Raw genomic sequence first — 20264 nt, 5'->3', positions numbered from 1 at the left:
TTACATGCCCTCCAGCTTGTTTTCGAACATGGTCTGGCGGCGACCGCGCAGCACGATGTCAAATTTATAGGCGAGGAAATCGAGTGGACGCGATTTCGAGAAATCCAGCGGCGCGACCAGACGATCCAGCGAGCTGCGGTCTTTGATCGTCGCCGCAATCGGGCAGTGATTGATCAAAGGATCGCCCTCGAAATACATCTGGGTGATCAGGCGCTGGCCAAAGCTGTGACCATAGACCGAAATATGGATGTGCATCGGCCGCCAATCATTGGCGCGGTTCGGCCAAGGGTAGGCGCCGGGGCGCACGGTCAGAAACTCATAATATCCGTTTTCATCCGTAATGGTCCGGCCACAGCCGCCAAAATTCGGGTCGAGCGGGGCGAAATAGCTGTCCTTCTTGTGGCGATAGCGTCCGCCTGCGTTGGCTTGCCAAATCTCGATCAATGTGTTCGGCACTGGGCGGCCCATTTCGTCCAAAACCCGACCATGCATCAGGATGCGTTCGCCCACAGCGGGGGCTGCGCCCTTGGTCCAGTTCAGGATCAGGTTGTTGTCCAAAGCGCCGAGTTTGTTATGGCCAAACGTCGGGCCAGTTTCCTCGGACGGGCTGCTTTCCATCGACAAAAGCGGCAGGTTGGGCGAGCGCGATACGCTCGTCTTATAATCCGGGTCGTAAGGCACCGGATGGATCGCGCGATTGCGCGGGATCAAGGGACCCATATCAGTCATTTTCACTCTCCTCCATTTCGGCAAAGGTCTGTTTGGCCAATTTCAGGGCGTGATTTGCCTTTGGCACACCCGCGTAAATCGCCACATGTTGCAGAGCCTCCGCCACATCCTCTTTCGATGCGCCCGTGCGCGCGGTGGCGCGGATATGCATCGGAATTTCCTCAAAATTTCCAGTCGCGGCCAATAGCGCGATGGTCAACATCGACCGCTCTCGACGCGAGATTTTGTCCGACGACCATACCGTCCCCCAAGCCCCCTCGGTGATCAGCGTTTGAAACGGCAGATCAAAGTCGGTTTTGGCGGCCTCGGCGCGGTCGACATGGGCATCGCCCAAGACCTCGCGGCGGGTTTTCATCCCTTGGTCGAATGCTGTGCTCATGCGGTGATCCTTTCGACAAATCGGACAAGCGCCTGGGTAAAGGCGTCGGGTGTTTCAATCGCGGGCAGGTGGCCTGTGGTTTCGAACATCATGAAATCGGCGCGGGGCAGAGCACGCGCGAGGGCCTCGACCACGGTCGGCGGCGTGGCCAGATCATGCTTGCCGGCGATGACCAGCGCGGGTTGGGTGATTTCGCTTAGGCGCGCGGTGATGTCGGTGCCCGCAATCGCGGCGCAGGTGGCGATATAGCCATCCTGATCGGTGCGCGCCAACATCGTGCGCCAAAGTGCTGCATCGGGATGGGTCAGAAAATCCGGCCCAAACCAACGTGGCAAAACCCCCTCGGCCATCGCTGCCATGCCCTTGCTGCGAATGGCCTCGATGCGCGACAACCAACCCTCAGCCAGGCCCAGTTGCGGCGCGGTGTTGGACAGAACCAGACCGATCACCCGTTCGGGTGCCATCAGCGCGATATGTTGCGCAATCAACCCGCCGATGGAACAGCCGACGATCACAGCGCGCTCAATCCCGGCGTGGTCCATCGCGGCCAAAACGTCTTTGGCCAAATCGAGGATGCCATAGCCCTCGGGCGCAGTCTCGGACAGGCCATGCCCGCGTTTGTCCATCCGTAGCGTGGCCCACTCCTTTGGCAGGCGCGTGCAAACCGCGTCCCACATCCGCAGGTCGGTGCCCAAAGAGTTCAGGAACACCAAAGCGGTTCCCTCGCCCTGTGTCTGGCTCAAATGCTGTGTGCCCCAAGGGCGGGTGAATGCGTGCATGTGATCCTCCTTGCTTTAGATTGCCATAATATTTTCATTGGAAAAAATACAATATCATGCCAAAACCATAACCAAATGAATATACCTAACGGTCTCAAACTCCGCCACCTCGAAGCCTTCCTCTCTGTTGCTGAGGCGGGCACCATCTCTGCTGCGGCACGGGTGCGCAATGTGTCGCAACCGGCGCTCTCGAAAACCGTGTCGGAACTTGAGGCCCAGCTTGGCACGGAATTGTTTGAACGCACAGGGCGGCGCGCGATCCTGACCCCCGGTGGCGAGGCCTTTCGCCGTCATGCTATTGCTGCCTTGCAAAGCCTTGAGGCCGGGTGTCGCGTCCTCAGCGGCCCGTCGCATCGTGATCTGGTCAAAGTTGGCGTCCTGCCCACCGTGGCGGGCGGGTTCTTTCCCTCGGTCGCTTTGGAGTTTCACGAGCTGCGGCCAGAGGCGCGCATCGGCGTGATGACCGGGCCCAATCGCTACCTGATCGACATGCTGCGGTCGGGCAAAATTGATCTGATGATCGGGCGGATGCCGGGGTCAAAGGACATGCCCGGCCTGTCCTTTGAGTATCTCTATGATGAGCCGATTGAACTGGTCGCGCGCGCCGGTCATCCGGCCTTGGGTCGCGACCCGGTTCAGGCGCTTTCGACCTATCCGCTGATCCTGCCCAACCCCGGTGCGATCATCCGGGCCACGGTCGATCAATACCTCTCCGCGATGGGCCTGTCGGCGCTGCGTCCGGTGTTTGAAACCGTGGCTTTGCCAGTGGCGCTGACGCTGTTGGAGCAATCGGATATGCTGTGGTTTATCTCGCGCGGCGTGGTGGCACGGGAATTGGCGGCGGGCACATTGGGGACGCTTGATATGAAGGCCGATTACATGTCCGGCGCGGTCGGTTTGACGCGCAAATTCGCCTTTGGTCAAAACACGCCTGCCGATCTTTTGGCGAGTTTGCTTCATCAGCGGGCGGAACAGATGGCCGCCCGCTGATCTTTGATCTTACACCGCCTCAAGCACAATCGCGATGCCTTGGCCGACGCCAATGCACATGGTCGAGAGCGATTTTTCACCCGGTTTGAGTTCCAACATCGCGGTGCCGGTGATCCGTGCTCCTGACATGCCAAGCGGATGGCCAAGCGCAATCGCGCCGCCGTTCGGATTGACGCGTGGATCGTCGTCGGCAATACCCAAATCGCGCAGCGTGGCGAGGCCTTGGCTGGCGAAGGCCTCGTTCAATTCGATCACCGCGAAGTCCTCTTGCGTGAGGCCCAGCCGCGTCATCAGTTTTTTCGACGCCGGTGCCGGGCCAAAGCCCATGATGCGCGGCGCAACCCCCGCCGTGGCCCCGCCCAACACTTTGGCAATCGGCGTAAGCCCATGTTTTTGCGCGGCTTCTTTCGTCGCCAAAATCAAAGCCGCCGCCCCGTCATTGACGCCGGAGGCATTGCCCGCCGTCACCGTGCCGTCGGCTTTGACAAAGGTTTTGAGCTTTTGCAAATCCGCCAATGTGGTCGAAGGGCGCGGGTGTTCGTCGGTGTCGATGATGATCGGATCGCCTTTGCGCTGCGGGATTGCCACCGCGACGATCTCGCGCGCGAGCCGCCCGTTTGCCATCGCAGCACCCGCTTTTTGTTGCGAGCGCAGGGCGAAAAGATCCTGATCCTCGCGCGCGATATTGAAATCTTCGGCGACGTTTTCGGCCGTCTCGGGCATCGAGTCGACGCCGTATATCTTTTTCATCAGCGGGTTCACAAATCGCCAGCCGATGGTGGTGTCATAGACCGCATTGGCGCGCGAAAACGCCGTCTCGGCCTTGGGCATCACGAAGGGCGCGCGGGACATGGATTCGACCCCACCCGCGATGATCAATTCGGCCTCGCCCGCCTTGATCGCGCGCGCGGCGGTGATGATCGCGTCCATGCCGGAGCCGCACAAACGGTTCATCGTCGTGCCCGGCACAGAGTCCGGGAAACCCGCCAGCAAAAGCGACATCCGCGCCACGTTGCGGTTGTCTTCGCCCGCTTGGTTGGCACAGCCAAAGATCACCTCGTCAATCTCTGAGAGGTCCATGCCGGGGTTGCGTTTTGCCAATTCTTTCAAAGGGATCGCGCCCAAATCATCGGCGCGCACCGAGGCCAAAGCCCCGCCATAACGGCCCACAGGCGTGCGGATATAGTCGCAGATATAGACGTCTTGCATTACAAATCCTCCGGTACATTCAGGTCGGCCACATCGCCGTCAACATGAAGCGTTGCGCCCGTGACGGCCTGCAATTGCGCCAAGGTCATCCCGGGCACTTTTTCGCGCAGGATGAATTTTCCATCCTCAATGTCGACGACCGCCAAAGAGGTGTAGACGCGGGTCACGCAGGCGACGCCGGTCAGGGGAAAGGTGCAGGCCTCAACCAATTTCGGCTTGCCATCTTTGGTGACGTGATCGGTGACCACAGCGACGCGTTTGGCACCATGGACCAAATCCATCGCCCCGCCCACCGCAGGCACCCCTTTGGAGCCGACGCGCCAGTTCGCCAAATCGCCGTTTTGGGCAATCTGATAGGCCCCCAAGACGGCAAGGTCGAGGTGACCGCCGCGAACCATGGCGAAACTGTCGGCATGGTGGAAAAACGACGCGCCCGGATTGAGCGTGATCGCCTTTTTGCCCGCATTGATCAGGTCCCAATCTTCCTCACCCTCAAGCGGCGCTTTGCCGAACCCCAAAACGCCATTTTCGGTGTGATAGGTGACGTCGCGGCCCTCGGGTTGGAATTTGGCGATCATCTCGGGAAAGCCGATCCCGAGGTTCACATAGGAGCCGTCTTCGATGTCTTGCGCGGCGCGCCAGGCGATTTGGGCGTTCGAGAGCGCCACGTCGGAAATGTTGAAATCGGACATTTAATGAACCACTCCCGTGCGCACGAGCACTTCTTCTTGTTGGGGATGTGCAACTTCGACCACCACGTCGACAAAGAGGCCGGGGGTGATAACCTGTTCCGGGTTTATGCCGCCGGGGGCGACGAGTTCGGACACTTGTGCGATGGTTTTCGTCGCGGCCATGGCCATCAGCGGATTGAAATTGCGGCCCGCAAGGCGGTAGGTCAGGTTGCCGACCGTGTCGCCCATTTGACCTTTGATCAGGGCAAAATCGGCCTTTAGACAACGCTCACGAACATACATTTTGCCGTCGAACTCTTCGGTCGGTTTGCCGATTGCAAGTTCGGTGCCAAAAGAGGAGGGCGTGTAAAACGCCGGGATGCCCGCACCAGCCGCGCGGATGCGTTCAGCCAATGTGCCCTGCGGCACCAGTTCCAATTCGATCTCGCCCGCGAGATATTTCTCGTTAAAGGCTTCGGCGTTGGAACTGCGCGGGAAGGAACAGATCATTTTAGCGACCATGCCCGCTTTGATCATCGCGGCAATGCCGATGCCGCCATTGCCCGCGTTGTTGTTGATCACGGTCAGGTTTTTCGGGCTGCCGGTTTCGCGAAAGCGGTCGATCAGCGCGTGGATCAATTCGATCGGTGCGCCGGAACCACCGAAACCGCCGATCATGACCTGTGCACCGTCGGGGATCTCGGCGATGGCCTCGGCCACTGTAGAGATGGTTTTGTCCATGAGACTCTCCTTATTCTTAACGTTGATCTAGCTTTGCAGGCGCAAAAGGCCGAGTCATTTTGTGCGCATCTTGACATTTGTTCGGCTGTTGATAATTCTCGTGCGCATGGCGAACAAATCATCAGACACCATCTCCTCTCTGGCCAAGGGCCTGCATGTTCTTGAATGTTTCGGGGCTGAGACGCCGAAACTGTCGATCACCGATGTGTCGAAACAAACCGGGCTGGATCGGGCCACTGCGCGGCGCTGTCTTTTGACGCTGCATGCGGAGGGCTATGCCGAGTATGACGGTAAATTTTTTACGCTGACCCATCGCGCTTTGCGGCTTGGGATGGGCGCGATTTCGGCCTTGCCGCTGCCGCAAATCGTGCAGCCTTGGCTGGATCAACTGACGGAAAATATTGGCGAAAGCTGTTCGGTGTCGATTTTGGATCGCACCGAAATCGTCTATCTTGCCCGTGCGGCGCAAAAACGGGTGATGTCCATCGGGTTGATGCCCGGCTCGCGCCTTCCGGCGCATTGTACCTCGATGGGGCGGGTGCTTTTGGCCGCTTTGCCGCGCGAGGAAGCGAGGGCGGTGGTCGAGGCCTCTGACCTCTCGCCACGCACGAAATTCAGTGTCACGGACCCCGAAGAGGTCATGGCGCGGGTCGATTTGGTGCGCAACCAAGGCTATGCGTTGATTGATCAAGAGGTGGAGATCGGGCTGCGCTCCATTGCCGTACCTTTGGTGAACAGCCATGGCGCAGTCGTGGCGGCACTCAACACCGGAATGGCCGCCACACAGGCGCGTGTGGAGGCCTTGATCCCGGTTTATTTGCCGAAATTGTTGAAGGTACAGTCAGGGTTGAAGCGGGTGTTGTAACCCGCCTCAAATCCGAAAGATTGGTTGCAACAGGCGCGGCACAAGCGACAAGAACCGCAATTGCGCGTCGGTCGCAGCCAGACAAATACAGGCCTCTCCCGGCTCGGCGATCGGCGTGTGTTCCAAACTGCCATCGGCGGTCTCCAGATCGCCCACGCCATAGCGCCCGGTCTCATCGCGAAACGCGCCTTGCAACACCAAGGTCAACTCCAACCCGTTGTGGCCATGATCGGGCACGGCCATGCCGCCGGGGATATACAAAAGCCGCACGCTTCCGGCCTTGTCATGCTGCAAAATCGCCTGTTTCGTGCCAAGGCCCATATGTTTCCACCGGGGTTCGGTGCCGCCAAGCGCCGCCATGACCGGGGCCGGGTAGGGGCCTTTGGCCTCAAATTCCGGTTCATCCACCACGGGGGCGTCGAGTGCGTCAAACAGCCGCGATTTCAGCGCCTCCGAGACATCGGACGTCGCACCGGCCTCCATCACCACGCCACCGGCATGGGCATGGGCTTCGGACCGTGCGCGACACTCGTCGCAGAGCGACAGATGGCTGGCGACCACCACCGCATAGGGCTGTGGCAGGTGACCCGACACATAGGCCAAAAGAACATCGTCAGAGACGTGATGGGTGATATGGCTCATGACCGTGCTCCTTTCATTTCGTGTCTGAGTTTTTCCAAGGCGAGGCGGATGCGGGATTTGATGGTTCCAAGCGGCAATCCGGTTGCTTCGCTGATTTCACTGTGACTGAGTTCGCCCATGTAGGCCTGTTCCACCATCTGCCTTTGATCCGGGCTGAGTGCCGCCATCGCGCGTTTGAGGTGCTGAACCTCTTGTTCGAGCGCAATGACGTGGCTGACGTCTGGTTCCGGCGGCTCCGGGGTTTTCAACGCCTCTGGCACAGGCCGCGCATTTTTGCGGAAATGATCGGTCTGTTGATTGCGCGCAATTTGATAAATCCACGCCGAGACCTGCGCCCGTTCAGGATCAAACAAATGCGCCTTGCGCCAGACCTTTAACATCACGTCTTGCACCACATCTTCGGCCTGCGCCGAGGACGCACCAGAGCGCATCACCATGCCTTTCAGGCGCGGGGCGAAATGGTCAAACAGCGCGGAAAACGCCGCCTTGTCACGCTGATCGCGCACCTTGAGCATCCATTGGGTCTGATCCGATGGGGTGTCCGTCGAGGGGGATGTCACGTGTGTCGGCCCTTTCGCGACGCTCCGGGGGCTGGTCGCGCGCCGTTGAGTGCGGGCCGGGCCCGCCTTTTCAATCGGCAACACAAACGCCCCAGCCTCAAAAGAGGCCGCGGGCCCCAGCGCGGATGCAAACATATGATGGTCTTGGGTCAACATATCTGGTTTACGCGGCCCGTCGAGGGGTGGATCACTTTTGCTCTCCCTTTTTTGCGATTTGTCGCACCGCTTCTCCGTTTGGTTCGGCCTGTGATCATCGTTTTGATCCAAACGCACGTTCGCCGCGTAGTGCTTTGTAACCAAGGAGATATCTATATGTCATTTGACGCATCCCCCGCCCCCGTTCAACGGATTGCCATCATCGGCGGTGGCATTTCAGGCCTTGCTGCCGCTTACCGTCTGGCCGGAACGCATGCTGTGACCCTGTTTGAGGCCGAGCCGCGACTGGGCGGTCATGCGCGCACAGTGATGGCCGGGGTCAAGGGCGACAGGCCGGTGGACACCGGGTTTATCGTGTTCAACTACGCCAATTACCCGCATCTCACCGAGATGTTTGCCGCCCTCAATGTGCCGGTTGAGCCAAGCGACATGAGCTTTGGTGCAACGATTGATGGCGGGCGGGTGGAATATGGGTTGAAATCCTTGGCGGCCTTGGTGGGGCAAAAACGCAACCTGCTGCGCCCCGGTTTCATCCGCATGGTTCGCGACATTTTCCGCTTTAACGCCGGCGCCGAAGCCGCCGCCAAAGATGAGAACATGACCATTGGCGAGATGGTTGAGGAGATGAAGCTCGGGGAGTGGTTTCAGCGCTATTACCTGATGCCGATCTGTGGTGCGATCTGGTCGACCTCGCCCGAGGACATCCGTGCCTTTCCGGCCCGTGCCTTGGTGCAATTTTTTCGCAATCACGCGCTGCTCAGCGCCACGGGCCAACACCAATGGTGGACGGTTTCGGGCGGATCGGTCGAATATGTCCGCCGCCTTGAGACACATCTTATGGGACGTGGTGCCGATTTGCGCACAGGCACACCAATTGCCAAGGTACGGCGCGATGCGATCGGCGTTGAGATCACGCCCGTCGGTGGCGCGCCGGAGCGGTTTGATCAGGTGATTTTTGCCTGCCATTCCGACACGGCGCTCAAACTGCTTGCCGCGCCCACTGCGGCTGAGACCCATGCGCTCTCCGATCTGCGTTACCAAGACAACCGCGTCGTGTTGCACCGCGACGCCTCCTTTATGCCAAAGCGCAAAACGTGTTGGTCCTCTTGGGTCTATCAGGCCAAATCCGACGAGAGCCGCACCCAAATCGGCGTCACCTACTGGATGAACCGGCTGCAAAACATCCCCGAGCACGACCCGCTTTTCGTCACGCTCAATCCGGCCCACAGGCCCGATCCAATGATGGTCTATGACGAGATCATTTTCCGCCATCCGGTGTTCGATCATGCGGCCCTGCGCGCCCAAGGCGAGATCGCAGCGCTTCAGGGCCAAAACCGCACATGGTTCGCGGGGGCTTACCTTGGCAATGGGTTCCATGAGGACGGGTTTGCAAGCGCCGTGCGCGTCACCGATGCGCTGAGTGCGCAGGCGTCCGTGGCCGCGCGCGCCGCCACGATTGCCGCGCAATGATCGCCCCCGAACATATCGCGGGCCACACGGTTCACGCCCGGCGCGGGGCGATTAAACATGCGTTTCGCTATGGCGTTGACTATGTCTTGATCGACCCCGAAAGCCCGCGCCACCCACGCTTGTTTTCGCGCAATCGCTTTAACCTGTTTGCGGTGCATGACCGCGATCATGGTGGCATTCGCGACGCGGGGCAGGGCGCGGTTTGGGCGCGGGAGACGTTGGAAAACGCTGGTTTGTCAGAGGGCTACAGTCTACGGCTGTTGACGCAACCCTCTTTCGTCGGGTTCTCATTCAACCCGGTCAGCTTTTGGTTGGCCTGTCGCGAAGATGCGCTTGTCGCGGTGATTGCCGAGGTCAACAACACCTTTGGCGATCGGCACAATTACCTCTGTCACCTGCCAGATTTCGCACCGATTTCACCCGATGATGTGATCACCGCGCGCAAAGTGTTTCACGTCTCGCCGTTCCAAGAGATCAAAGGCGGATACAGCTTTAGTTTCGCCATTCACAGGGATCGCATCGCCATCCGCATCCTGCATGACAATGGCCAAGAGGGCCTGATTGCCACACTCACCGGCGCGCGGCAGCCACTCACCAATGGCTCGATCCTGCGCGCCACGTTGCGCCGTCCTTTGGGAGCGTTGCGCACGTTGATTTTGATCTACACCCAGGCATTGCGCCTCAAGCTCAAGGGCGCGGCTTATCGCCCGCGTCCTGCGCCGCCAAAAGACAGTTTGAGCCCGCCCAAAATGCCCCTCACCCCCTCGACCAAAGAGGTTCAATCATGAAACTCATCCTCATCGTGCTCGTCGTCATCCTGTTGCTCGCCGTGGTGGTTCTCTGGCGACCCGGAAATAATTTTCGCGCGCAAAAACCGGAGGATTATGCCGACACATTGCCGGTGTTCGACCCGCAGGTTCACCTCAACGGACCGATTGAGTCCGAGGGCGTGATCTATGGCCTTGATGGCCGGGTCGTGTCGCGGTTCGTGGCCCGCATGAGCGGGACATGGGATGGGCTGAACGGCACGTTGCGCGAGGAATTCACCTATGCCCGCGGCGGTCAGCAGGTGCGCGAATGGACGCTGTCCTTTGATGACACGGGCGCACTGACCGCCACAGCGCCCGACATCATTGGCACCGCCACCGGCCAATTGTCCGGGGCGACGCTTTCGATGCGTTACAAAATCAAACTCGAAGACGACGCGGGTGGGCATGTGTTGGATGTCACCGATTGGCTCTATCTGGCGCCAAATGGCGTGATCGTGAACCGCTCTGAGATGCGTAAATTCGGCATCAAAGTGGCCGAACTGGTGGCCACGATGCGGCCCGCTGAGGCGGCGAAATGACCTATCAGGGCAAGACCTATTGGATCATCGGTGGCAGCGAAGGATTGGGCCGGGCGTTGGCCGAGGCACTGGACGCGAAAGGCGCGCGGCTGATCCTGTCGGCGCGCTCCGAAGATCGGTTGAAGGAGGTCGCAGCCACGTTAAAAAACGCCCGCGCCGTGGTGATGGATGTGACCGATGGGGCCTCCGTGGCGCAGGCTTACACGGCGGCGGGCGCGGTCGATGGCATGATCTATGTTGCGGGCACTTACGAGCCGATGACGGCACAACAGTGGCAGGCCAAATCGGTCGCCACCATGTTCGCGGTCAATCTGATGGGGGCGGTTTTTGTGCTCAATCACATCGTGCCGGAGTTTACCAAACGCGACGCTGGCCACATCGTTTTGATCGGGTCCTTGTCGGGCCATCGCGGCCTTCCGGGCGCAATCGGATATGGTGCGAGCAAGGCGGGATTGATGCATTTGGCGCAAACGCTTTACGCCGATTTGCACAAAAGCGGCGTGCGGGTGCAATGCGCCAATCCGGGCTTTATCCGCACGCGGCTGACCGACAAAAATGACTTTGACATGCCGATGTTGATGGAGCCGAAAGAGGCCGCCGCTCACGTCATGCGCGCGATGGACAGCGGGCGGTTTGAAACCAATTTCCCCCGGCCTTTTTCATGGCTGTTTTCGCTGTCACATTTTATCCCACGTCGTATTTTCTTGAAAATAACAGGCGCTTGAGAGTCAATCCTCCAAGGACCGCGCGTGGATCGCCTCAGAGATTTCATCGGCGGATTTCAATGTGCGCACAATAATCGGCACGAACAACGCGGTCATATTACGACCCAGCCCGCGCGCGCTTTGCGCCTCGCGCACCTCGTCAAAAATCCCGCGCACCATCGGGATAAACCGCCAGACCAAAGACATCGCCAGTGCGATTTTCGCCTTGGGCACCCAAGCGGGCGCATAGGTCAGCGCGGCCAAGATGCCGTCGATGAATTCGCTGGCTTTGGTGGTAAAGGTCACAAGGCTTGCCGCCATTAAAAGGCAGGCAAATCGCGCAACGATATAGGCGGCCATGCCGGGGCCTTCGAGCCAAAGCTGCACCGCGAAAATGATCACCAAGATGTAAAATGCCGGGCGCACGGCCATCACTGCATGAGAGGCTTTCAACCCGGCGAGGGCATAGCCAAACGTGACCACCGCGGCACCTATCGCCAACACGCCTGGATGCGGGATCACAAACAACAGGGTGCAATAGACGAACAACAGCCCCAGTTTCAGCGCCGGAGGAGCGAGGTGCAGCGGGCTTTGCCCTACAACGTAGAGTTCGGTCAGCATGTTGACCGCGCGATATAGGCCGGGATGACCACGTCGGGCGCTCCGTCAGCGATGATATGGCCGTCCTCAATATGCAGGATGCGATCAAAGCCCGCGAGCAAATCGAGATCATGCGACACCACCACCGCAGGGTGCGGCAGGGCATCGAGCACGGACATGAAGCGCAGCTTGTTGCGCAGATCCAACAGCGTGGTGGGTTCGTCAAAGACGATAAGATCGGGACGGGTGACCAGCACACCCGCCAGTGCCACCATCTGCTTTTCTCCGCCCGACAATTGATGGGTCAGCCGCTCGCGCAGATGGGTCAGGGACAGTTCGGTGAGCACGGCGTCGATCCGCGTTTTGATCTCGGGTTTCGACAGTTTGCGCGCCTTCAGCCCAAAGGCGAGATCCTCGTCCACCATCGGGAAAACGATTTGATTGTCGGGGTTTTGAAAGACAAAGCCAACATGTTGACGCAGGTCGGTTTTGTCCTCTCCTTTGTAGCACACGCGCCCCGTGGTTGGGCGTTCCAAGCCGTTGAATAGGCGTAAAAATGTGCTTTTGCCGGAGCCATTGTTGCCGATCACGCCAATACGGTGCTCGGACAAATCAAGGCTGATCTCCGACAGGATCGTGCGACCCTCTTTGGCAACAGTGACCCTGTCGAACTGTATCATCTGAGTGTCTGATCCAGATTACGCGGCGCGCGCGCCGATGATCGGATAGCTGCGCTTGACGGTGATCATGACACCCGCCGCAATCACGCATTTGACCAGATCGCCGGGAACAAAGGCAATGGAGCCAGCGATGGCTTTGGACAGGGGCACGCCTGCGGAGAGGGTGATCCACGGAATGCCGATCAGATACATCACAACGATGCCGCCAAAGGCACAAATGAGGGCGGCGTGGATGAAGGACAAGCCGTCCCAAAACCGTTCGGTGAGCCAGCCGATGACAAAAGCGGCGACGACCCAACCGGCCAGAAAGCCCGCAGACGGTCCAAAGAAGACGGCCAAACCGCCGCGCCCGCCCGACAAAAGCGGCAGGCCAATCGCGACCAGAACCAAGAGCAGGATGATCGACAAAGCGCCGCGTTTCGCGCCCAGGACACCGCCAGCCAGCATCACGCCCAGTGATTGCGCGGTGATCGGCACAGACAAGAGCGGCAAGGTGATCGGCGGAAAGATCCCCGCCACGGCGGTGATAGCGGCGAACAGGGCGATGAATACGATGTCGCGTGTGGTCATGGGGTGGGTCCTCTGTCTGGTGCGGTTTTGTTCTTGGCCGTGTTTTTGACCGTGTTTTGGGTCGTTTTTGCTTGGCAGACGAAATGGAGGTCTCGAGGGCCAAAGGTCTTGGCCCCGAGTGTTACCCGGCTGGGACGGGCGCGGTAAAGCCTTATTTTATGGGATTTTACTCCAAACCGCTTTAGCCGTTCGGGTTTGCAAAAGGGTATTCAAACCCCGGATGGACCTGTCCAGATTGCACAGAGATTGCAAAGCAGGGGGCTGTGTGGCCGGATCAGCGGGTCAAACGCCGGACCGAGAGAAAGCTCAATCCGGCCATGATCCCCGCCGTCGCCAGGCAAAGGGGCAAGCCCCCCGCCTGATAGGAGAGGCCTGACAAAAGCGTGCCCAAAAGCCGCCCCCCGGCATTGGCCATATAGTAAAATCCGACATCCATGGTGACGCGCTCGGCACCGGAGAAGGCGAGGATGAGATAGGAATGGACCGAGGAATTGATCGCGAAGACAAAGCCAAACAACAAAAGCCCGGCGACCAAAGAGAGCGTGAGCCAGAGCGTGGGTGCCCCGGCGATCAGGGCCAAAGCCGCGAGGGCGAAGGGGATCGGCGTCAAAAATCCGGCCCAATGCATGGCGGACCGCGTGGTCTGCGCGACGCTATGAGCGGCGGCGTTGAGCAGTTTCGGAGCAAAGCCTTGCACCGCGCCATAGGCGATGATCCACAGCGCCATAAAGCCGCCGACGATGAAAAACGCCTCTCGCCCGCCCTCGGGAGTGCCATCGGAGAGAACATCATGGAAATAGATCGGCAGGCCGACGACAAACCACACATCACGCGCGCCAAACAGGAACATCCGCGCCAAGGACAGTTGGTTGATGCGCCTGTCTTTGGAGAAAACGGCAGAGAATTTGGTGCCTTTTTTGCCAATGGGAAGCCCCTTGGGCAGGAACAAAACCACAGCGATCAGGATCACGGCCAAGATCGCGGCCATGCCCCAAACGGCGGGTTTGAACCCGACCAGAGCCAACAAGGCCGCGCCGATGAAAAAACCCAGGCCTTTGATCGCGTTTTTCGATCCGGTCAGCACCGCAACCCAGTGAAACAGCGCGCCATCATGTGAGGGGGCCAACATCTTAACCGCTGATTTCGAAGACATTTTTGCCAAATCTTTCGCCACGCCGGACGCGCCCTGAACGGCCATGACATAGACGACAGAGGCGGAGACAGACCACGCGGGATCGAGGCCCGCCAGCGCGATCAGCGCGGCGATCTGGATTGTCAGCCCGGCAAACAAGGTGGCCGCCAAACCAAACCGCGCGGCCAGCCACCCGGCAGTCAGATTGGTTACAACCCCCGCCACTTCATAGAGTAAAAACAGCCATGCCAATTGGATCGGTGAAAAACCCAACCCATTGAAATGCAACAAAACCAACATGCGCAGCGCGCCGTCAGAGAGCATGAAAGCCCAATAGGAGGCGGTCACCGCCATATAGGCGCGCAAGGGGTTTTGCGCAGGCATGGTCGAACTCATCACATGGATCCCGCAACCAGTCGCGCCACATCGGCCAGACGGCAGGCATAGCCCCATTCATTGTCATACCACGCATAGATTTTGACCTGCGTGCCATGGATCACCATGGTCGATTGCGCATCAATAATGCTTGAGCGCGGATCGTTGATATAGTCGCAAGACACGAGCGGGCGGGTCTCATACCCCAAAATGCCCGCAAGTTCGCCTTCGGATGCGGCTTTGAACAGGGCGTTGACCTCTTCGGCGGTGGTTTCGCGTTCGACCTCAAAGACGCAGTCGGTCAAAGAGGCATTGAGCAAAGGCACCCGCACGGCATGACCGTTTAGGCGGCCTTTGAGTTCGGGGTAGATCAACGTGATCGCTGTGGCCGAGCCGGTGGTGGTCGGGATCAGGTTGGTCATGGCCGAGCGCGCCCGACGCATGTCTTTGGCCGGGCGATCAACGATGGTCTGTGTGTTGGTCACGTCATGGATCGTGGTGATGGAGCCGTGTTTGATGCCGAGATTTTCGTGGATCACCTTGACCACCGGGGCCAGACAATTGGTGGTACAGGACGCCGCTGTCACCAGATCATGCGCGTCGCTGTCATAGAGGTGATGGTTCACACCATAGACCAGATTAAGCGCGCCGCCGTCCTTGACCGGGGCAGAGACCACCACTTTTTTCACCCCGGCCGCGTAATAGGGCGCAATCTTGTCAGCGGTTTTGAACACCCCGGTGCAGTCGATCACCAGATCGACGTCAAGTGCGGCCAAAGGCAGGTCTTCGATCTGGGCGTGATGGGTCATCCTCATCTGGGTGCCGTTCACCGTCAGGCTGTCCGCATCATGCGAAATCTGTGCACCCCAGCGACCATGTACCGAGTCGAACTCCAACAAAAGCGCGTGCTGCTCCGCATCCCCGGCGAGGTCATTGATCAACACGATATTCTCGCCAAGCCCGCGGTCAAACAGGTCGCGAAGGGCCAGTTTTCCCATCCGGCCAAGGCCATTGAGCGCGATTTTTGGAGCTGAGGTCTGGGTCATGAGAGGGTCCTTTAAGACTCTGAAATTTGGTCGATCTGAGCCTGAAGCGACAGCCGGCTCAGGCCATCAATCCGGCGGTTTTCGTCCAGCGCGACAAAGGCTTTGATCCGGTGAAAGAGCTGGCTGTAGGTCTGAGCAAAGGCCAAGGCTTTCTCGGCCTCGGTGCCTGTCACTTTGACCGGGTCAGGCAATCCCCAATGGGCGCTCAATGGCTGGCCAATCCACGGCGCGCACTCTTCACTTGCGGCCATGTCGCACACGGTAAACACGAAATCAAACGCAGGGGTTTCTGCCGTTTGGAATGTGGCAATGTCTTTGGATGTCAGACCAGTGGTGTCATGCCCATTGCGCTCCAAAAGCGCTATGGTCATCGGGTGGACCGCACCATTGGGGCGTGTCCCGGCCGAGTAGGCCGCAAATCGGCCTTTGCCCAATGTGTTTAAGATCGTTTCGGCCATGATGGAACGCGCGGAATTGCCTGAACATAGGAACAATACGCGGTAGGGGGATGTGTGGGACAAGCTGGCCTCCTGTGGGCAAATTTCGGGACGTCCGCGGCAACAATCGTTGACCAAATAACCGACCAAGCCCTCGCAAGCGGCCAAATCGACCTGATAATACAGCGAGCGCCCATCGCGTTTGGCGTGGATCAGCCCGGCCTGTGTCAGATCAGACAGGTAGCCGGACAGGGTGTTGGCTTTTAGGTCCAGTGCGGTGACCATTTCGGACGGGCGCACCGGATGTGGCGCAAAGCGCATCAACAGGCGAAACACCGCAAGCCGGCCTTCGTGACCGAGAGCGGCAAAGGCGGTTTGAGCCATGGGTGAGTCGAATGCTATCTTTTCCATAATTCACGAATAGTAGAATTAAATCCAAATACCAAGTGAAGATTTTGTAACAGTCGGCCTGTTTCGCCCCAAAGGTGAGACACCCCGCCGCAGATTGGCCTCTATACGGCATCAAAGATTGCGCTGCCTGTCTGAGCATGTCAGCAAAGGCAGATAACAATCAAAAACACCGCTCGGATCACGCGCGCATGACAAAAACGAAAAAAGATAAAACTGTCGCGCCCGAGCGACAGGTGCTCGCAGCGCTTTTGTCGCGCGAGGCCAAGGGGATCAGAACCGCATCAAGGCTTACGGCCCTGTCTGCGCTCCTCTGGGTGCCGCAAGCGGCTTTGGTGGCCTCGGTGTTTTCTCGTCTTTTGACCGGGGCAGGCGGCGTGTCTGTTCTCGTTGGTAGTTTGGGCTTTCTGGCCCTTGCTGCGCTGCGCCTCGCGCTCTCATATCTCGCAGAGGGTCTGTTGTTTCGCGCAGGCCAGTCGATTGTCACCCACACCCGCCAAGAGATTTTGGACCGTGAGGCCAAAAGCGTCGGACCCTCCGCCTTTGGCGGTCCCGGCGCGCTGGCCGCTTTGGCCTGCGAAAAACTTGACGCGCTTTTGCCCTATATCACCCGCTACGCCCCGGCGCAGGCGCGGGTCAAAACCGTGCCCTTGGTGATCCTCGCGCTGGCGTTTTGGCATTCGTGGGCGGTGGGCGTGGTGCTTTTGATCGCCGGGCCGCTCATTCCGGTGTTCATGGCGCTTGTGGGCTATGCCGCCAAGGAGGCCTCCGAGCGGCAAATGTCCGAGATTGGCACGCTCAACGATCTGTTGGTGGACCGTTTGGCAGCCCTTGCGGATATGCGTCTTTTGGGCGCAACGCCGCGTGTGATCGCGCAATTTGAAACCGCCGCCAATGACCTGCGCGCCCGCACCATGGCCGTGTTGCGCGTTGCATTTTTGTCCTCGACCGTGCTCGAACTTTTCGCCGCTTTGGGCGTGGCGATGGTGGCGGTCTGGGTCGGGTTTTCGCTTTTGGGCGAATTGTCTTGGGGCGCTTACGGCGCGGGGCTGACGCCTTGGGCCGGGATGTTCCTATTGCTGCTTTCCCCGGATTATTTCCAACCTTTGCGGGATTTGTCGGCGGCGTGGCATGACAAGGCGGCGGGGCTTGCCGTGGCCAAAGACCTGTCGGCGTGGCAAGGAGCCACTTCGACGCCGCTTTTGGGCACAGGGGCCGTCACTGGGCCCTTGCCTGGGCCGGTGCAGATCACGCTCGCGGGCGTTTCTGCCAAACGGGGGCCGCGCCTGATCACCTATCCAGACCTCACAATCGCCCCCGGCGCGCGCATCGCGTTGTCCGGCCCGTCCGGGGCGGGCAAAACCACGCTCCTGCGCCTGATTGCGGGGCTGGAACACCCGGCATCGGGCAAGATCACCGTGGCGGGACAGCCGCTCAACGCCGAGAGTGCCGACGCATGGCGCGCCCGCCTTGGCTGGATGCCGCAAGCGCCGATGTTTCTGGGCCGCTCCCTGCGCCACAACATCACGTTCGGCGCGGCTTTGACGTCCGATGTGATTGCCACGGCGGCGCTGGAAGACGTGCTTGAAACCCTGCCCAAGGGCGACTTGACTCTGTTGGGTGAAACCGGCGGCGGGCTGTCAGGCGGCGAGGCGCGGCGGGTGATGTTGGCCCGCGCGCTTGCGGCACATCCAGATGTGGTGCTGGCCGATGAACCCACCGCCGATCTCGACCGCGACACCGCGGATCGCATCACCGAGGGCCTCATGGCGCTGGCCGCGCGTGGCGCGACGTTGATTGTCGCCACCCATGATCCGGTGCTGATCGCGCGCATGGATCAGGTCGTTGACATTCAGCCCGAAGATCGCCCCCTTGATGCGGAGGCCACCCAATGACCGCGTTGTGGCGCATCTTCACCCTCATGGTCAAAGGCGAGACGAAATCGCTGTTGCGTGGCCTGTTACTGTCCACCCTCGTGCTGATGATGGGCGCGGCCTTGTTGGGCCTGTCGGGTTGGTTCATCACGGCGGCCTCTGCGGCGGGATTGATCGGCGCGGGCGCAGTGTTTGACGTGTTTCGCCCCTCCGCCATGGTGCGGTTTTTGGCGATTGGCCGTACTGCCACGCGCTACGGCGAACGCATTCTCACCCATGACGCCACATTGCGGGCGCTGACCCGGTTGCGGGTGGCGCTTTTGAGCCGGGTTGCGGCGCGCTCTTATGATCGGCTGATCCGTCTGCGCGGCGCACAGGCGCTCAACCGGATTGTCGCCGATGTCGATGCCCTTGATGGCGTGCCTTTGCGGTTGTTTTTGCCGCTGATCGCCGGGGCCGTGACGCAAATCGTGGCCTGTGCGATGATCGCATGGCTGGTTGATCCGCGTGTGGGATTGGCGATTTTCGGGCTGTTCACCATTGGCGGCGCGGGCGTGTTGGTTTGGGGTCTTCGACGGGCGCAAACCCCATCGCGGCGCATGGAAGCGGCGGCGCAGGCGTTTCGCTCACGCCTGATTGATCTGATCACCGGGCGTGAAGATTTGGCCGTTTATGGTCAACTGACCACACAGACCGAGATCACCCGCACGGCAGAGTTGCGTCGTCAATCGGCGGCCACGGACACGGACCATTTGGAGCGTCAAATCGGAGCAGCCTTAATGGCGGTCAGTGCGCTGGCCGGGGGGGCTGCGCTTTGGATTGGCGGGCATTTGGCCGAAATGGGCGAGATTTCCCCCGCCCGCGCCGCGATTGGATTTTTTGCGGCGCTGGCCTTGATGGAGACGCTTGCGCCTTTGCGTCGGGCCGTGGCCGAGATCGGCCGGATGATTGGCGCGGCGCGGCGGGTGTCTGAGCAGCTTGGCCATGAGGTCGCATCCGCTGCGCAGCCTGTGCCGGAAGGCCCGGCGGATTTGGTTTTTTCGGGCGTCAGCTTTGCCCGCAATGCAGGCACGCGCCGGGTGATTGACGGGTTTGATCTGACGGTTGCCCCCGGCGAATGGGTCGCGCTCAAAGGGCCGTCGGGCGTGGGCAAAACCACGGTGCTTTTGCTTGGCGCGGGCGCGCTTTCGCCCTTGGAGGGACAGGTGCGTCTCTGTGGTCAGCCCGTCACGCAATGTTCACCGGGCTCTGTCACCTTGGTCGGGCAACGCGCGTCGCTTTTGCGGGGCACAGTGGCGGAGAATTTGCGAATTGTCGCGCCAGAGGCCGATGATGACGCGCTTTGGGCGGCGCTTGCGGTGGTGGCTTTGGACGATGTGGTGCGGGACAAAGGCGGGCTTTCGATGCAGCTTGGGCCGCGCGGGGCGGGCCTGTCCGGTGGTGAAGCGCGTCGGCTTGTGCTGGCGCGGGCCGTGTTGCGCAAGCCTTTGGTTTTGCTTTTGGATGAGCCGACCGAAGGGCTGGATCACGCCACCTCCCTTAAGGTTTTGGCCGGGATTCGGGCGGCTTTGCCGAACACCGGCGTTTTGATGGCGGCGCATCGGGCGGAAGAGCAGGGCGCGTCTGACCGGATTTTGACACTGGGCTAATTTGGGGCTGGGCTAATTTGACACTGGGCTAAATTTGGGCTGATCCTGAATTTGGGCTGATCGCGGTCCCGATGTCACATGGAATTGAGTGTCAACGGCCTGGGCGCGCGCCCATGTCGCGGTCACAAAAAGATATATCTGTAATATTGCATTTATTGACATGAGTCAAAGTGCCGATACGCGCCGAGATTTATGCTATGACCTAAATACATATCTGCGAGATACGTTTCTCGCGTAATAGGAGCATGAG

Annotated in this window: 22 protein-coding genes; 8 read left to right on the top strand and 14 right to left on the bottom strand. The window is 59.8% G+C overall.

Annotation, left to right across the window (positions count from 1 at the left end; translation table 11 throughout):
- From pcaH to pcaD, 3 genes are read right to left on the bottom strand one after another with little or no spacing between them, the layout of a single operon-like run.
- Entirely contained in the window at positions 1–729 is a 729-nt protein-coding gene (gene pcaH / locus BLT54_RS03920; protein WP_009573830.1) for a protocatechuate 3,4-dioxygenase subunit beta, read from the bottom strand.
- Positions 722–1108, bottom strand: a complete 387-nt coding sequence (gene pcaC / locus BLT54_RS03915) for a 4-carboxymuconolactone decarboxylase (RefSeq protein WP_074641202.1) — start codon at positions 1106–1108, stop codon at positions 722–724. The genes pcaH and pcaC overlap by 8 nt, the downstream gene beginning before the upstream one ends.
- Positions 1105–1887 (bottom strand): 3-oxoadipate enol-lactonase, encoded by a 783-nt coding sequence (gene pcaD / locus BLT54_RS03910; RefSeq protein WP_074641200.1) that lies wholly within the window; start codon positions 1885–1887, stop codon positions 1105–1107. Before pcaD ends, pcaC begins: the two co-directional genes overlap by 4 nt.
- A gap of 75 nt (positions 1888–1962) precedes the next feature.
- On the opposite strand from pcaD, the gene BLT54_RS03905 reads away from it, so the two are divergent.
- Entirely contained in the window at positions 1963–2877 is a 915-nt protein-coding gene (locus BLT54_RS03905) for a LysR substrate-binding domain-containing protein (RefSeq protein WP_074641198.1), read from the top strand.
- A 9-nt stretch (positions 2878–2886) separates the two neighbouring features.
- Here the strand turns inward: BLT54_RS03905 and pcaF are convergent, their stop codons facing one another.
- From pcaF to BLT54_RS03890, 3 genes are read right to left on the bottom strand one after another with little or no spacing between them, the layout of a single operon-like run.
- The gene (gene pcaF, locus BLT54_RS03900; RefSeq protein WP_074641196.1) at positions 2887–4086 is read right to left on the bottom strand and encodes a 3-oxoadipyl-CoA thiolase; all 1200 of its coding nucleotides are present in this window, start codon (positions 4084–4086) and stop codon (positions 2887–2889) included.
- Complete coding sequence (locus tag BLT54_RS03895; protein ID WP_074641194.1) at positions 4086–4778, bottom strand: 3-oxoacid CoA-transferase subunit B; 693 nt, start codon at positions 4776–4778, stop codon at positions 4086–4088. The genes pcaF and BLT54_RS03895 overlap by 1 nt, the downstream gene beginning before the upstream one ends.
- Entirely contained in the window at positions 4779–5498 is a 720-nt protein-coding gene (locus tag BLT54_RS03890) for a 3-oxoacid CoA-transferase subunit A (protein ID WP_074641193.1), read from the bottom strand.
- A 106-nt stretch (positions 5499–5604) separates the two neighbouring features.
- On the opposite strand from BLT54_RS03890, the gene BLT54_RS03885 reads away from it, so the two are divergent.
- The gene (locus BLT54_RS03885; RefSeq protein ID WP_074641519.1) at positions 5605–6363 is read left to right on the top strand and encodes an IclR family transcriptional regulator domain-containing protein; all 759 of its coding nucleotides are present in this window, start codon (positions 5605–5607) and stop codon (positions 6361–6363) included.
- A gap of 6 nt (positions 6364–6369) precedes the next feature.
- Here the strand turns inward: BLT54_RS03885 and BLT54_RS03880 are convergent, their stop codons facing one another.
- Positions 6370–7005 carry a ChrR family anti-sigma-E factor gene (locus BLT54_RS03880; protein WP_074641191.1) on the bottom strand — a complete coding sequence of 212 codons (636 nt, stop codon included), beginning with the start codon at positions 7003–7005 and terminating at the stop codon, positions 6370–6372.
- Complete coding sequence (locus tag BLT54_RS03875; RefSeq protein WP_083351673.1) at positions 7002–7700, bottom strand: sigma-70 family RNA polymerase sigma factor; 699 nt, start codon at positions 7698–7700, stop codon at positions 7002–7004. Before BLT54_RS03875 ends, BLT54_RS03880 begins: the two co-directional genes overlap by 4 nt.
- Before the next feature lie 177 nt (positions 7701–7877).
- On the opposite strand from BLT54_RS03875, the gene BLT54_RS03870 reads away from it, so the two are divergent.
- The 4 genes from BLT54_RS03870 to BLT54_RS03855 are packed head-to-tail and all read left to right on the top strand — an operon-like array spanning position 7878 to position 11264.
- Positions 7878–9191, top strand: a complete 1314-nt coding sequence (locus tag BLT54_RS03870; protein ID WP_074641514.1) for an NAD(P)/FAD-dependent oxidoreductase — start codon at positions 7878–7880, stop codon at positions 9189–9191.
- A complete protein-coding gene (locus BLT54_RS03865) occupies positions 9188–9979 on the top strand; it encodes a DUF1365 domain-containing protein (RefSeq protein WP_074641189.1) in 792 nt (263 codons plus the stop codon). Before BLT54_RS03870 ends, BLT54_RS03865 begins: the two co-directional genes overlap by 4 nt.
- Entirely contained in the window at positions 9976–10539 is a 564-nt protein-coding gene (locus tag BLT54_RS03860) for a DUF3833 family protein (protein WP_074641187.1), read from the top strand. The genes BLT54_RS03865 and BLT54_RS03860 overlap by 4 nt, the downstream gene beginning before the upstream one ends.
- A complete protein-coding gene (locus tag BLT54_RS03855; protein ID WP_074641185.1) occupies positions 10536–11264 on the top strand; it encodes an SDR family NAD(P)-dependent oxidoreductase in 729 nt (242 codons plus the stop codon). The genes BLT54_RS03860 and BLT54_RS03855 overlap by 4 nt, the downstream gene beginning before the upstream one ends.
- Before the next feature lie 3 nt (positions 11265–11267).
- Here the strand turns inward: BLT54_RS03855 and BLT54_RS03850 are convergent, their stop codons facing one another.
- The 6 genes from BLT54_RS03850 to BLT54_RS03825 all read right to left on the bottom strand — a co-directional run bounded on the left by BLT54_RS03850 (position 11268) and on the right by BLT54_RS03825 (position 16467).
- Positions 11268–11864 carry an energy-coupling factor transporter transmembrane component T family protein gene (locus tag BLT54_RS03850; RefSeq protein WP_074641184.1) on the bottom strand — a complete coding sequence of 199 codons (597 nt, stop codon included), beginning with the start codon at positions 11862–11864 and terminating at the stop codon, positions 11268–11270.
- Positions 11858–12523, bottom strand: coding sequence for an energy-coupling factor ABC transporter ATP-binding protein (locus BLT54_RS03845; RefSeq protein WP_074641182.1), 666 nt, complete (start codon positions 12521–12523; stop codon positions 11858–11860). The genes BLT54_RS03850 and BLT54_RS03845 overlap by 7 nt, the downstream gene beginning before the upstream one ends.
- 18 nt (positions 12524–12541) lie before the next feature.
- Positions 12542–13093, bottom strand: coding sequence for a biotin transporter BioY (locus BLT54_RS03840; protein ID WP_074641180.1), 552 nt, complete (start codon positions 13091–13093; stop codon positions 12542–12544).
- A 274-nt stretch (positions 13094–13367) separates the two neighbouring features.
- Positions 13368–14621 carry an organoarsenical effux MFS transporter ArsJ gene (arsJ, locus tag BLT54_RS03835; protein ID WP_074641179.1) on the bottom strand — a complete coding sequence of 418 codons (1254 nt, stop codon included), beginning with the start codon at positions 14619–14621 and terminating at the stop codon, positions 13368–13370.
- Positions 14621–15646 (bottom strand): ArsJ-associated glyceraldehyde-3-phosphate dehydrogenase, encoded by a 1026-nt coding sequence (locus BLT54_RS03830; protein ID WP_074641177.1) that lies wholly within the window; start codon positions 15644–15646, stop codon positions 14621–14623. The genes arsJ and BLT54_RS03830 overlap by 1 nt, the downstream gene beginning before the upstream one ends.
- An 11-nt stretch (positions 15647–15657) precedes the next feature.
- The gene (locus BLT54_RS03825; RefSeq protein WP_074641175.1) at positions 15658–16467 is read right to left on the bottom strand and encodes an arsenate reductase/protein-tyrosine-phosphatase family protein; all 810 of its coding nucleotides are present in this window, start codon (positions 16465–16467) and stop codon (positions 15658–15660) included.
- Between the two features lie 215 nt (positions 16468–16682).
- Between BLT54_RS03825 and cydD the strand changes: the two genes are divergently transcribed.
- Together cydD and cydC are read left to right on the top strand one after the other, a co-directional pair.
- Positions 16683–18386, top strand: a complete 1704-nt coding sequence (gene cydD, locus BLT54_RS03820) for a thiol reductant ABC exporter subunit CydD (RefSeq protein WP_074641512.1) — start codon at positions 16683–16685, stop codon at positions 18384–18386.
- Positions 18383–20014: a thiol reductant ABC exporter subunit CydC gene (cydC, locus tag BLT54_RS03815; protein WP_074641170.1), complete on the top strand. Its 1632-nt coding sequence runs from the start codon at positions 18383–18385 to the stop codon at positions 20012–20014. Before cydD ends, cydC begins: the two co-directional genes overlap by 4 nt.
- The last annotated feature ends 250 nt before the right edge of the window (positions 20015–20264 follow it).

Source organism: Celeribacter baekdonensis, assembly GCF_900102315.1.
Classification (GTDB): Bacteria; Pseudomonadota; Alphaproteobacteria; order Rhodobacterales; family Rhodobacteraceae; genus Celeribacter; species Celeribacter baekdonensis.
The sequence above is the reverse complement of the archived record's forward strand: the minus strand, read 5'-3'. Positions and strand labels throughout refer to the sequence as shown.